This is a genomic window from Methylocystis sp. MJC1 (genome assembly GCF_026427715.1).
Lineage (GTDB): Bacteria > Pseudomonadota > Alphaproteobacteria > Rhizobiales > Beijerinckiaceae > Methylocystis.
Genome location: NZ_CP107558.1, coordinates 3824263 through 3836479, shown reverse-complemented (window position 1 = coordinate 3836479; position 12217 = coordinate 3824263). Strand labels below are relative to the sequence as shown.

General features: G+C 62.8%; 15 protein-coding genes. 13 read left to right on the top strand and 2 right to left on the bottom strand.

All coding sequences use genetic code 11. The annotated features are described in order from the left end of the window. The first annotated feature begins 73 nt into the window (after positions 1-73). The 12 genes from OGR47_RS18435 (at position 74) to xth (ending at position 9243) form a co-directional block, all read left to right on the top strand. Positions 74-424, top strand: coding sequence for an ArsR/SmtB family transcription factor (locus OGR47_RS18435; protein ID WP_165049315.1), 351 nt, complete (start codon positions 74-76; stop codon positions 422-424). A gap of 11 nt (positions 425-435) precedes the next feature. Then, complete coding sequence (locus OGR47_RS18430) at positions 436-636, top strand: DUF2892 domain-containing protein (protein WP_165049312.1); 201 nt, start codon at positions 436-438, stop codon at positions 634-636. A 63-nt stretch (positions 637-699) separates the two neighbouring features. After that, complete coding sequence (locus OGR47_RS18425) at positions 700-1368, top strand: Crp/Fnr family transcriptional regulator (protein ID WP_165049310.1); 669 nt, start codon at positions 700-702, stop codon at positions 1366-1368. Positions 1369-1450: 82 nt separating this feature from the next. Next, complete coding sequence (locus tag OGR47_RS18420) at positions 1451-2731, top strand: NAD(P)/FAD-dependent oxidoreductase (RefSeq protein WP_165049307.1); 1281 nt, start codon at positions 1451-1453, stop codon at positions 2729-2731. Between the two features lie 64 nt (positions 2732-2795). Further along, the gene (gene cydP, locus OGR47_RS18415) at positions 2796-2957 is read left to right on the top strand and encodes a cytochrome oxidase putative small subunit CydP (protein WP_165049305.1); all 162 of its coding nucleotides are present in this window, start codon (positions 2796-2798) and stop codon (positions 2955-2957) included. Positions 2958-3082: 125 nt separating this feature from the next. Then, positions 3083-4657 (top strand): cytochrome ubiquinol oxidase subunit I, encoded by a 1575-nt coding sequence (locus OGR47_RS18410; protein WP_165049303.1) that lies wholly within the window; start codon positions 3083-3085, stop codon positions 4655-4657. A gap of 12 nt (positions 4658-4669) precedes the next feature. Beyond that, positions 4670-5806, top strand: a complete 1137-nt coding sequence (cydB, locus tag OGR47_RS18405; RefSeq protein WP_165049300.1) for a cytochrome d ubiquinol oxidase subunit II — start codon at positions 4670-4672, stop codon at positions 5804-5806. Between the two features lie 13 nt (positions 5807-5819). Then, complete coding sequence (gene cydX / locus OGR47_RS18400; RefSeq protein ID WP_165049298.1) at positions 5820-5924, top strand: cytochrome bd-I oxidase subunit CydX; 105 nt, start codon at positions 5820-5822, stop codon at positions 5922-5924. A 100-nt stretch (positions 5925-6024) separates the two neighbouring features. Further along, positions 6025-6210, top strand: coding sequence for a DUF2892 domain-containing protein (locus tag OGR47_RS18395; RefSeq protein ID WP_165049296.1), 186 nt, complete (start codon positions 6025-6027; stop codon positions 6208-6210). 75 nt (positions 6211-6285) lie between these two features. Next, on the top strand, positions 6286-7836 hold the full coding sequence (locus tag OGR47_RS18390) for a sulfite exporter TauE/SafE family protein (protein ID WP_246729588.1): 1551 nt from the start codon (positions 6286-6288) through the stop codon (positions 7834-7836). 66 nt (positions 7837-7902) lie between these two features. Next, complete coding sequence (locus tag OGR47_RS18385) at positions 7903-8421, top strand: hypothetical protein (RefSeq protein WP_246729570.1); 519 nt, start codon at positions 7903-7905, stop codon at positions 8419-8421. 42 nt (positions 8422-8463) lie between these two features. Next, positions 8464-9243, top strand: a complete 780-nt coding sequence (gene xth / locus OGR47_RS18380; protein WP_165049293.1) for an exodeoxyribonuclease III — start codon at positions 8464-8466, stop codon at positions 9241-9243. Here the strand turns inward: xth and OGR47_RS18375 are convergent, their stop codons facing one another. Beyond that, complete coding sequence (locus OGR47_RS18375) at positions 9244-10032, bottom strand: sulfite exporter TauE/SafE family protein (protein WP_165049291.1); 789 nt, start codon at positions 10030-10032, stop codon at positions 9244-9246. 92 nt (positions 10033-10124) lie between these two features. Here OGR47_RS18375 and OGR47_RS18370 point away from each other — a divergent pair, with 92 nt between their 5' ends. Continuing rightward, entirely contained in the window at positions 10125-11006 is an 882-nt protein-coding gene (locus OGR47_RS18370; RefSeq protein WP_165049289.1) for an MBL fold metallo-hydrolase, read from the top strand. Between the two features lie 132 nt (positions 11007-11138). On the opposite strand, the gene OGR47_RS18365 is transcribed toward OGR47_RS18370, so the two are convergent. Then, positions 11139-12032 carry a tetratricopeptide repeat protein gene (locus tag OGR47_RS18365; protein WP_165049287.1) on the bottom strand — a complete coding sequence of 298 codons (894 nt, stop codon included), beginning with the start codon at positions 12030-12032 and terminating at the stop codon, positions 11139-11141. Between the last annotated feature and the right edge of the window lie 185 nt (positions 12033-12217).

Sequence of the window (12217 nt, the reverse complement as noted above, 5' to 3'; positions counted from 1 at the left end):
GCGAATGTAGCACGAGCGGGCCATGAGGATTTGATGCTTGACACTTATATTCGTCAAACTTAATTTAGTCACTATGAATATAAATCCGGCAGACCTCGCGCCAAAAGCCGAAGAGGCTGAAAGCTTCTTGAAGGCTCTCGCCAATCGCCACCGGCTCATGGTCCTGTGCGAATTGCACAAGGGCGAGCTGTCGGTGAACAAGCTCCAGGAGACGATTGGCCTCAGCCAGTCCTCTCTCTCGCAGCATCTCGCCCGGCTGCGTGATGACAAGCTCGTGAAAACGCGCCGCGAGTCACAGTCGATCTTCTATTCGCTCGCCGATGAAAACGTCTCTCGTTTTATCGGCTTGCTTTACGAATTGTTCTGCGCGGACGAATGCAATGCGCGGAGCCGACCTAAGAAGCGCCCGCGGGCGCGCAACTGATGGAGCGTTCCATGAACGTCGATCGAATGGTCATGGCTGTCGCCGGCGCGATGGTGCTGTCGAGCGTAACGCTGGCTTATCTGTTTTCGCCCTGGTGGATGGCGCTCGCCGCTTTCGTCGGGGCGAATATGTTGCAGGCCTCTTTTACCGGCTTTTGCCCTTTGGCCTTGATACTCAAGCGCATCGGCGTAAGACCGGGATCGGCCTTCTGATCTGCCCGGGTTCACGGCGTCGCGGCGCCGTTGCCTTTGGCGGGTTCGACGTGAGGACCAAAAATGGCGTCTGACTGGATCGAGGATGTCCCCCTCCTGCGCGCGCTCGACGGGTCGACCAAGACGATGCTGCGCGACTCGGCCATCCGAAAGCAAATTCCGCGCGGCGCTGTGCTTTTCCGTCCCGGCGACCAATGCGTACAGTTTCCCTTGATCGTCTCGGGAACCGTCCGCGTCCAGCGCGTCACTGAGTCGGGGCGCGAGATCGTGCTCTACCGCGTCTCGACCAATGAGACCTGCATTCTCACGACCGCTTCGCTGCTCTCCGACGACGCTTATGCGGCGGAAGGCGTCGCCGAGACGGATGTCGTCGCTTATATCGTGCCGGCCGAGCGCTTCGCCGCCTTGATGAATGCTTCGGAAGGCTTTCGCGCGCTGGTTTTCGACGGCTACAGCCGCCGCATCGCCACGCTGATGTGCCGCATCGAAGAGATCGTCTGCACGCGCATCAATGTGCGGCTCGCCGAGCGGCTGCTCGCCTTGCGCGGCGTAGACAATCGCATTTGCGTCACGCAGCAGGCGCTCGCGGCCGATCTCGGAACGGCGCGGGAAGTTGTGGGGCGCACACTCAAGACTTTCGAACGTTCGGGCTGGGTCAAACTATCGCGCGGAGGAACAGAAATCACCGACGCAGGGGCCTTGCGCGCGCTTTGCGATGCCGAGCGTGACTAAGTCGCTGTGAGCATCTCCTAATTTAGATAGTTCGAATATAACGAGCGCGCGGCAGTCTGCCGCGACTATGGGAGGATGTCAGATGGCTCACGTGGTGGTTCTCGGCGCCGGAATCGGCGGCGTCGCGGCAGCGATCGAAGTGCGCGAATCCTTGAAGAAGGAGCACAAGGTCACTGTCGTTTCCGATTTGCCGAACTTTCAATTCACGCCGTCAAATCCCTGGCTCGCGGTCAATTGGCGCAAGCCCGAGGAATTGAAGGTGCCGCTCGCGCCCGTGTTCAAGAAAAAGAACATCGGCTTCACGGATGCCGGCGCCAAGCGCGTGCATCCAGCGGAGAACCGCATCGAGCTCAATAATGGCGAGAGCATTTCCTATGACTATCTCGTCATCGCGACGGGGCCCAAGCTCGCCTTCTCAGAAATCCCGGGGCTCGGCCCGCATGGCGGCCATACGCATTCGATCTGCACGCTGCAGCACGCCGAAATCGCGTCGAAGGCCTGGGAAGAATTCTGCGCGGATCCCGGACCAATCGTCGTCGGCGCGTCTCCCGCTGTTTCCTGTTTCGGGCCCGCTTACGAATATGCAATGATCCTTGTGTCAGACCTGCGCAAGCGCGGCATCCGCCATAAGGTGCCGATCACTTTCGTGACGTCGGAGCCCTATATCGGCCATCTGGGCCTCGGCGGCGTCGGCGACACCAAGGGCATGCTCGAGTCCGCTTTCCGCGATCGTGACGTCAAATGGATCACTAACGCGAAGACCACCTCGGTGGAGCCGGGCGTCCTCAAATGCCAGGAGTTGAACGACGACGGCTCGTTGAAGAAAGAACACGAGCTTCCCTTCAAATTCGCGATGATGATGCCGGCCTTCACGGGCATCGACGCGCTGATGGGAATCGAAGGTCTCGTCAACCCGCGCGGTTTCGTCGTCATCGACAAGAACCAGCGCAATCCGACCTTCAAGAACGTCTTCGGCGTCGGCGTCTGCGTCGCCATCCCGCCGGCGGAACCGACGCCTGTTGCGACAGGCATGCCCAAAACGGGTTATATGATCGAATCAATGGTGACGGCGACCGCGCACAACATTGCGGCGGTCATCAACGGCAAAGAGCCGAAGGAAGAAGGCACATGGAACGCCGTTTGCCTCGCCGATTTCGGCGATCGCGGCGTCGCCTTCGTCGCTCAGCCGCAAATCCCGCCGCGCAACGTCAACTGGTCGAGCCAGGGTCGTTGGGTGCACTGGGCGAAAGTCGCATATGAGAAATACTTCTTGCGTAAGGTGCGTAACGGACAAAGCGAGCCGGTTTACGAACGCTACATCATGAAGCTGATCGGAATCGAACGCTTGCGCCGCGTTCTCTGATACAGCCGGCCCGGCGCGACCATCGGCCGCGCCGGGCCGCTAACGCTTGAGGATTCCACGTAAAATGCCGCGCAGCACCCTTCGCCGCGAACTAACGCTCGCGATCACTGTCAAAGTAGCGGCAATTTTCTTGCTGTATTTCCTGTTCTTCAGTCCGGCGCATCGCATCCATGTGTCGCCGGCCGACATGGCTGCGGCGCTCTTGGAGAAGCCGCACGCGCGTTGAACTCGAATTTTGCGGTGTCTCATCGCTTCCATGAGCCAAGAGACCTCGCAAGGGTGCCGAGCAGGCTCTGACCGGAGGGACGTGTCCCTTTTCCGGCGGGCTTGCGCCAAAGCAGGACAGTCGCAATGGACTTTGACGTCGTCACACTTTCCCGTCTGCAATTCGCGCTGACGGCCCTATACCACTTTCTCTTTGTGCCGCTCACTTTGGGTCTCACCTTGCTGCTCGCCATCATGGAGAGCGTCTATGTGATGACGGGGCGCGAGATCTGGCGGGACGCGGTCAAATTCTGGGGGACGCTCTTCGGCATCAATTTCGTGATGGGCGTCGCCACCGGCATCACGATGGAATTCCAGTTCGGAACGAACTGGGCCTATTACTCCCACTATGTCGGCGATATTTTCGGCGCGCCGCTCGCCATCGAAGGGCTGATGGCCTTCTTCCTGGAGGCGACTTTCGTCGGCCTCTTCTTCTTCGGCTGGAAGCGTCTCACCAAGGTGCAACACCTTCTCGTCACCTGGCTCGTCGCGTTCGGCTCCAACTTCTCGGCGCTCTGGATTCTTATCGCCAACGCCTGGATGTCCAATCCCGTCGGCGCCGCCTTCAATCCGCAGACGATGCGCATGGAGCTCAGCTCTTTCTTCGAAGTGATGTTCAATCCGGTGGCGCAATCGAAATTCGTCCATACGGTCAGCGCCGGCTATGTGACCGGCTCCATGTTCGTCATGTCGATCGGCGCCTATTACATCCTACGCAAGAAGCACGTCGAAATCGCACGCCGCTCGCTGACTGTCGCCGCGAGCTTCGGTCTTGCGTCAGCCTTGTCGGTCGTCGTGCTCGGCGACGAGAGCGGCTATACGGCGGGTGAAAACCAGAAGATGAAAATCGCCGCCATCGAGGCGATGTGGGAGACGGAGCCCGCACCGGCTTCCTTCACGCTCTTCGGCCTGCCCGATCTCCAGACCCAGACGACCAAATATGCGGTCGAAATCCCCTATGTCCTGGGCCTTATCGCGACGCGCTCCTTCGACAAACCCGTCGAAGGCATCAAGCCGCTTGTCGAGCACAATGCGGCGCGCATCCGCAACGGACTTCCCGGTTATAAATGGATGACCGAGCAAGGCGGCCGCGTTGGCGTTTCCGTGCCGCCGCAGCTCGAAGGCTCGATGCGCGACGTCGGCCATTCGCTGCTGCTCAAGCGCATCCGCCCGGACATCGAGAACGCCACCGAGGACGAGATCAAGCAGGCGGCGCTCTCGACCATCCCCGATGTGCCGGTCCTCTTCTGGTCCTTCCGCATCATGGTGGCGCTGGGCTTCTATTTCATCGTGCTCTTCGGCGTCGCCTTCTATCTGTCGAGCCAGCGGCGCTGCGGCCAGCCGTGGTTTCTGCGGCTCACCATGTTCAGCCTGCCCCTGCCTTGGATCGCCGCCGAGCTCGGCTGGATCGTCGCCGAATATGGCCGCCAGCCCTGGATCATCGACGGCGTGATGCCGACCTTCGTCGGCGTGTCGAGCGTGCCCGCCTCCAATGTCGCGGCGAGCCTCGCGGCTTTCGTCATCTTCTACACGGCGCTTGCGGCGGTCGATGTAGGGTTGCTCGTCAAATATATCCGCAAGGGACCGCATCCCGCGCCGGCATCCCCGCCGCTTGCCGGCGCGCTTCCGGAAGCGCAGCCCGCCTTCGACGCCTCGCGCTAAAAGGAACGCCACATGTTCGATTATGCGACCCTGCGCTTCATCTGGTGGGCGCTCCTCGGCGTGCTGCTCGTCGGCTTCGCCATCTTCGACGGCTTCGACCTCGGCGTCGCTATGCTGCACCCCTTCGTGGCGAAGAAGGATGTCGAGCGCCGCGTGTTGATCAACACGATCGGCCCGGTGTGGGAAGGCAATCAGGTCTGGTTCATTCTGGGCGGCGGCGCGATCTTCGCCGCCTGGCCGCCGCTCTACGCCGCCTCCTTCTCCGGCTTCTATCTCGCGATGTTGCTGGTGCTGATCGGCTTCATTCTAAGGCCCGTCTCCATCACCTTCCGCAGCAAGCGGGAGGAGCCGCTCTGGCGCGCGACATGGGACTGGCTCTTTTTCGTCTCGGGCGCCTTGCCGTCGGTGTTGTTTGGCGTCGCTTTCGGCAATCTGCTGCTGGGCGTCCCCTTCCATTTCGATCCGTCGCTGCGCTTCCAATATGAGGGCGACCTTCTCGGCCTGCTGCGCCCCTTCGCGCTGCTCTGCGGACTTGTGAGCGTGGTGATGCTGTTCATGCAAGGGGCCGCCTGGCTCGCGGGCAAGACCGAGGGCGAGATTAGCGCTCGGGCGCGCGGTATCGCCGCCGCCGCCGCCCTGGCGCTCGTACTACTGCTTCTGGCGGGAGGGCTCTGGATCGCCACCGGAATCGAAGGCTATCGAATCGAGTCGGACGTCAATTACGCCGGCCCGTCGAACCCCTTCGGCAAGACGGTCGTGGCCGGCGCCGGCGAGTGGCTTCTCAATTATGCGCGGTTTCCGCTTGCCGCGCTCGCGCCCCTTGCCGCCCTTCTCGGCGCGCTCGGCGCCGCGATCCTGCTGGCGATCGGTTCGCCGCTCGCGATCTTGGCGTCGAGCGTCTCTGTCGCAGGCGTCGTGACGACGGCGGGCTTCAGCCTGTTTCCCTTCCTGCTGCCATCTTCTTCGCATCCGGGCGAGAGCCTGACCGTGTGGGATTCGTCGTCGAGCCAGGCCACGCTCGGGCTCATGCTCGTCGTAGCCCTCTTCTTCCTGCCGATCGTGCTTACCTATACCTCATGGGTCTATTGGGTGTTGCGCGGCGCGGTGCGCGAGGCGGCGATCGAAAAAGGCGACGATCACTATTACTGAAGGGAGAGACGGCATGTGGTATTTTTCCTGGATCCTCGGCCTAGGGCTCGCCTGCGCCTTCGGCATCCTCAACGCCATGTGGCTTGAGCTCGACGACGACGACGAGCGCCGCAAGTAACGCGCGACGATGCGCCGCGGCCTTTTGGCGACAAAGTCGCTGATGGCAATGGCCGCGGCGACGCATATCTTTTGGGGCACAACACCAAGGGAGGGTCGTGATGGAAGCGAATATCGGCCAGACGGATAAAATCATCCGTATCGTTGCAGGGCTGGTGCTGCTCAGTCTCGCCTTTATCGGTCCGAAGACGGCTTGGGGCTTCATCGGACTCGTGCCTCTCGCAACCGCCTTCATCAATTTCTGTCCAGCCTATAAACTTCTGGGCATGAATACGCTCGGCAAATAGCAATTCGTTTCAATCGACGCCGGCGGCGAGGCGTGGATCTTGGGCGATGAGACGGTTATTTTTCGCGCCCATGGCATGCACTGTCATGGGTGCGAGCATATTATCGAAAGGAGTCTGCGAAGACTTCCTGGCGTGCGCCGCGCCGTCGCCAGCTATCCAACCGAAACCGTTACAGTCGACTTCGACCCTCAGGCGGTCGGCCTCGACGCGATCTATGAGAGCGTCGAGGAAAATGGCTATCGCGTCGAATTAGGCGAGCGGCGCGAAAAGCCGCTGCTGCAGCGGCTAGCATTGTTTGCCGTGGCCGCCGTCGGTCTCGCAGGTCTGATCTACATCGACACCAAATGGATCAGCGCTCACGGCTCTCCCGACATTGCGCAGCATATGAGCCTCTGGCTTATCTTCCTGCTCGGGCTCGTGACGGGCTTCCACTGCATCGGCATGTGCGGCGCCTTCGTGGTGAGCTATACGACCGCGGATGCGCGCGCCAACCGCTCGTCGCGCCTTTCGCATCTCGCTTTCGGCGCCGGCAAGACGCTCTCCTATACAGCGATCGGCGCCGCCTTCGGCGCGCTGGGCGCGATCATCGCTTTCACGCCGCTGCTGCGGGGCGTGGCGGGCATGGCGGCGGGGGCCTTTCTCATCATCTTCGGGCTCAACATGCTGGGCCTGTTCGCGCCGCTGCGGCGCTTTCGCCTTTCCCTGCCGGCGCCGCTCGAACGTTGGGTACATCGTGAAGCGAACGGACGGCATCGCCCCTTTGTCATCGGGCTCCTCAATGGCTTGATGATCGCCTGCGGCCCTTTGCAGGCGATGTATGTGATGGCGGCCGGAACCGGCAGCGCCATCGAAGGCGCAAAAATGCTCCTGGCTTTCGGGCTTGGCACGCTGCCGGTCATGCTCGCCTTCGGCGTCATCGCCTCGATGCTCTCGAATGCGCTGACGCATCGCCTGCTGAAATCCTCGGGCGTGATCGTCGTCGCGCTGGGCGCGGTGATGATCAACCGCGGGCTGATACTAACAGGCTGGGGCGTCGATCTCGGCTCGATCGTGGCGCAGATGCAGCAAAGCGACGCGCCGATCGCAACGAGCGCCCCGCCGCCCGCGCGCGCCGTGCAGACCATCGAGATGGAGGCGAATGCGCTCGGTTATGCGCCTTCCCGCTTCACGCTCATTCGCGGCGCGCCGGTCAAATGGGTGATCAACGCCACGCGGATCACGCAGTGCAATCATCGCATTGTCGTCCCCGCCCTTGGCCTCGAATTCGATTTGAAGCCCGGGCTCCAGACCATCGACTTCACGCCACAGAATGCGGGCCTGATTCCGTGGAGCTGCTGGATGGGCATGATTCGCGGCGAATTCGACGTGGTCGAGCCCGGCGCGCCGCCGCCGGCGCCGAAAGAAGCCGCGCCGCCCTCTGCGGCTTGCCCGGTGGAGGCGGAACCGGCGCCGGCGCCTGTCGAAACATATGTCGTCCAGCGCGGCGATACGCTGATGCGCATCGCGAAGAAAAAATATGGCAATGTCGCGCGCTGGCGCGAGATCGCCGCGGCCAATCCGGGCGTGCATGTCGGGAGACTGAAACGGGGTCAGGTTCTGACACTGCCGCCAAAAGCGCGGCCATGACAATTTGCTCTGGCGCGTCTTCGACAAAGCACGCTAGGCTCAGCCATTCGAGTGGGGAGAAATGAGATGCGGGTTCTGTTCCCTGTTGCAATGATTTGCGGCCTGTCGCTTCTCGCCGCCGGCGCCACGGCGCAGGATCATCACGATCACATGCAGATGATGTCGAAGATGGCGAAGGACACGCGCATCGAGGTCGACATGCCGCCGCCGATGAAGGCGCATATGCTCACGAATATGCGCGGGCATCAGCAGACGGTCGCGGAAATTCTGGCGGCGCTCGCCAAAAGCGACGGCGAGGGCGCGGCGAAAATCGCCGAGACGCGGCTCGGCATGGGCTCGCCGGGTTCGGCCGCCTGCAAGCCGAACGCAAAATCTGGCGGTCTCGGCGAGATGCCGATGATGATGGCGAGCCATATGCCGGAAGCCATGCAGGGGCTCGGCATGGCCATGCATGCGCAGGCGTCGAAATTTGCCGAAGAGGCGGCAAAGTTGAAGCAGGGCGGCGATCCGCGTCCCGCGCTTGCCGAGCTGAGCCAGGTCGTGCAAGCCTGCAACGCATGTCACGCCGCCTATCGGCTGCAATGAACGAATGAGCGAGGCGCGCCTCGCACTAGCGGGAGCCTCTTTTTGCGCATCGCGACTTGGAACGTGAATTCCGTCCGGCAGCGGCTCACGCCGCTTCTGTCCTTTTTGAAGGAGACCACGCCGGACGTCCTCTGCCTGCAGGAGCTCAAATGCGAGGAAAACGCCTTCCCGCGCATGGAGGTCGAAGACGCGGGCTATAATGTCATTCTGCATGGGCAGAAGACCTTCAACGGGGTGGCGATCCTCTCCAAACATCCGATCGAGGAATCGCGCGTCGGGCTTCCCGATTTCGACCACGAAGGGCAGTCGCGCTACATCGAGGCGGTGATCTCCCACGATGGCGGGGCCCTGCGCGTCGCGAGCATTTATGCGCCCAACGGCAATCCGGCGGACACGCCCAAATACGACTATAAGCTCGCCTTCATGGAGGCGCTGACGCGCCACGCCGCTGCGCTCCTGCAGCTCGAGGAGGCGACGGTGCTCGCGGGCGATTACAACATCATCCCGGAGGCTTGCGACGTCTATGACCCGGCCGCCTGGGCAAGCGACGCGCTGTTCCTGCCGCAGAGCCGCAAGGCCTATCGGCGGCTCCTGAACCTTGGCTATGCGGACGCGCTCCGCGCCGTCACCGACGACGCGGGGCTTTACACCTTCTGGGACTATCAGGCGGGCGCCTGGCAGAAGAACAAGGGCATCCGCATCGACCACCTGCTGCTCTCGCCGCAGGCCGCCGACCGGCTGACGGGGGTCGAGATCGTCAAGGCAATGCGGGCGGGGGAGAAGCCCTCCGACCATGTGGCGATTTTTGGGGAGCTGCGCTGATTACGTCAGCGCCCCGACCGACCGCCAGATAACGTAAAGCGCAACAGTGACGACGATTCCCGCAAAGGCCGTCGCCAGCGTGCCGCGCTGGGCGGAAAGGCGGCGCGCGGTCGCCGCGCCGATCATGCCGCCGATGACGCCGCCGCCGAGGATCCCGCCGGCGAGCGCCCAGTCGACGAGGCCGGAGGCCGCGTAATTGACCGCCGTCGTCACGCCGAAGGCCGTGACCGAAACAAGCGAGGAGCCGATCGCGTTGAGGATCGGCAGATTGGCTGCGAACATGAGGGCCGGAACGATCAGAAAACCGCCGCCGACGCCGAAGAACCCGGAAAGCGCGCCGGTCGCGGCGCCCGTTGCGGCGAGGCGCGGGAAATTTTCGCGGCTCAGCCGCACTTGAGGATGCCCCTGCCCACGGCGATTGAGGAACATCAGCGCGCCGACGACGAGCATCAAAAGGCCGAAGAGAGCGAGGAGCTTCTCACCATTGATAAGCTTGCCGAGGGTCGAGCCCACGAAGGCGCCGAGCGCGCCGAAAAGGGCGAAGACCGATGCGCAGCGCCATTTGATCGCGCCCGATCGGGCGTGGTTGACGAGGTTGAAGACAGCGTTGACCGACACAGCGACGGAACTCGTGCCGATGGCGATATGCGGCTCCGGCACGCCGACGAAATAGACGAGAAGCGGCACGGCGAGGACCGAGCCGCCGCCGCCGATGAGTCCGAGCGTAAAGCCGACGAAGACGCCGGACAGCGTGCCGGCGGCGAGTTTCATCACAAAGGGCGTCAGCATCGGCGATCCTCTGGATCACAACATTAGATATTGCTTATTTAGATAAGTTGCATATATCGTTGCGGCAAGCAAGCGCGCGACGGAGAGAAAACATGTCGGCGACGATCAGGGGCTTCTTCGACGAAGCCACCTTCACCATCACCTATCTCGTTTCCGATCCAGCGACCAAATTGGCCGCGATTATCGACCCTGTGCTCGATTTCGAGCCGGGCGGCGGAGTTGCCGACACCCGTTCGATCGATACGGTCTTGTCGGTCGCGCGCGAAGAAGGCTTGACCGTCGCGTGGGTGCTCGAAACCCATGCTCATGCCGACCATCTCTCGGCGGCGCCGGTCGTGAAAGCCGCCACCGGCGCGAAAGTCGGGGTCGGCGAGCATATCGTCGCGGTCCAGGAGATATTCCGCCCGGTATTTTTGGCCGACGACATCGCCCCCGCGGGCCGCGATTTCGACCGCCTGTTCAAGGACGGCGACCGCCTGCCGCTGGGCGGGCTCGACATAGAGGTCATGTATACGCCGGGACATACGCCCGCCTGCGTCTCCTATAAGATCGGCGACGCGGTCTTCGTCGGCGACACTCTGTTCATGCCGGATTACGGGACCGCCCGCGCCGATTTCCCGGGGGGAGACGCACGCGCGCTTTACCGGTCCATCCGCCGCCTGCTGGCCCTGCCGCCCGAGACGCGGCTCTTCATGTGCCACGACTACAAGGCGCCAGGCCGTGATTTCTATCGTTGGGAGACAACGGTCGCCGAGGAGCGGGCGAAAAACGTGCAGATAAAGGACGGGGTGGGCGAAGAGGAGTTCGTTGCGGATCGCCAGAAACGCGACAAGGCGCTAGCGGCGCCCCGCCTTTTGCTGCCGTCCATACAAGTCAATATCCGGGCTGGGCGCTTCCCGCCGCCGGGACCCGATGGCGTGCGCCGGCTTCTTGTCCCGGTAAAATTCAAAGGCGCCGCAGCGCCCGGGCATTAAGCGCAATCCAAAGTCGCCGTCATTGCGAGCGGAGCGAAGAATCCAGGGCCGCAACACGGCTCTGGATTGCTTCGTCGCTTACGCTCCTCGCAATGACGGCGGGCGCTCAGTGCGCTAGGCGAGCGCTATTCTTCAGTTGCTCCGCTCGCGCAGATAGTCTTCGAGCAAAGCGACGGCGGCCTTGCGTTCCGCTTCGTTGGCCGTGGCCAGCGCCTTCGCGTGTGAGTCGACGATCCACTGCTCATTGACCCCGCCGCCCGTCGCGGCGTCGCGCGCGAGCGTCAGATACATCAGCCCGCGCGCTTTCTGCGCGCCGCCGCCGGCCTCGCCGTTGAACATTAGTCGGCCGAGCATCGCTTGCGCCTGCGCGTGGCCTTTGCGCGCGGCAAGCTCGAGCCAATTGACGCCCTGCCGCATGTCTTTCTTCACGCCCGCGCCGTCGAGATACATGCGGGCGAGATAAAACTGGGCGTCGGCGTTGCGGAAATAGGTCGCGGCGTAGCGGAAGAGTTCGAAGGCGCGGTCGAGATCGGGTTCGATCTTGGCCGAGGTCAGACCGTCGCGCAGGTAGAGGCCGACCGCCACAAAGGCGTTCGCCGCCATGGAGCGCTCGCGCGGGTCCGGCTCCTCCTCGGCGAAATGATCGACGATCTTCGAGAAGTAGTCGTAAGCCTTGGCGTCGTCCCGGCGGACGCCATCGCCATCGGCGTACATCCGGCCGAGCTTCCATTGGGCCAGCGCCTCGCCCCCCTCGGCGGCGTAGCGCAGCGCGGCGACAGAGGTGGCCGCGTCGCCGGCGTGGTAGCTTTCCAGCCCGGCGCGCAGAGCGGCGCGGGGATTCTTGAAGATAGGAAGCGGCGTCGTCTCCGGCGCGCGCGCGGACGGCGCGTCGAGCGCCGGGGCGGGGGCGACGAAGGCGGTCACGAGCATGGCGAAGCTCGCCGCGAAGAGGCCGGTCGGAAGCGCCACGCGCTTGGTCTTTTGCTTTGCAGCGACAGAGATGTATTTTTGCGCGGATCCGACCATAATTATCCGACTTCCTCGACCCAAGGCGCTGAGCCAGCGCCTGAACGCGACACAAGGCACACTGCCGACATCCTCGTGCGCAACGAAAAATAGGAGAGCGCGCCGACGGGGCGAGGTCGCCGCCGAAGGTGTCTTCCCGCGTCCTGGATGAGCAAGTGACAGGGGGGAGCTTATCTCAGCTTTTA

Coding starts and splice junctions, on each gene's coding strand:
- OGR47_RS18435 (WP_165049315.1), top strand. CDS start 74: ATGAATATAAATCCGGCAGACCTCGCGCCAAAAGCCGAAGAGGCTGAA.
- OGR47_RS18430 (WP_165049312.1), top strand. CDS start 436: ATGAACGTCGATCGAATGGTCATGGCTGTCGCCGGCGCGATGGTGCTG.
- OGR47_RS18425 (WP_165049310.1), top strand. CDS start 700: ATGGCGTCTGACTGGATCGAGGATGTCCCCCTCCTGCGCGCGCTCGAC.
- OGR47_RS18420 (WP_165049307.1), top strand. CDS start 1,451: ATGGCTCACGTGGTGGTTCTCGGCGCCGGAATCGGCGGCGTCGCGGCA.
- cydP (WP_165049305.1), top strand. CDS start 2,796: ATGCCGCGCAGCACCCTTCGCCGCGAACTAACGCTCGCGATCACTGTC.
- OGR47_RS18410 (WP_165049303.1), top strand. CDS start 3,083: ATGGACTTTGACGTCGTCACACTTTCCCGTCTGCAATTCGCGCTGACG.
- cydB (WP_165049300.1), top strand. CDS start 4,670: ATGTTCGATTATGCGACCCTGCGCTTCATCTGGTGGGCGCTCCTCGGC.
- cydX (WP_165049298.1), top strand. CDS start 5,820: ATGTGGTATTTTTCCTGGATCCTCGGCCTAGGGCTCGCCTGCGCCTTC.
- OGR47_RS18395 (WP_165049296.1), top strand. CDS start 6,025: ATGGAAGCGAATATCGGCCAGACGGATAAAATCATCCGTATCGTTGCA.
- OGR47_RS18390 (WP_246729588.1), top strand. CDS start 6,286: ATGCACTGTCATGGGTGCGAGCATATTATCGAAAGGAGTCTGCGAAGA.
- OGR47_RS18385 (WP_246729570.1), top strand. CDS start 7,903: ATGCGGGTTCTGTTCCCTGTTGCAATGATTTGCGGCCTGTCGCTTCTC.
- OGR47_RS18375 (WP_165049291.1), bottom strand. CDS start 10,032: ATGCTGACGCCCTTTGTGATGAAACTCGCCGCCGGCACGCTGTCCGGC.
- OGR47_RS18370 (WP_165049289.1), top strand. CDS start 10,125: ATGTCGGCGACGATCAGGGGCTTCTTCGACGAAGCCACCTTCACCATC.
- OGR47_RS18365 (WP_165049287.1), bottom strand. CDS start 12,032: ATGGTCGGATCCGCGCAAAAATACATCTCTGTCGCTGCAAAGCAAAAG.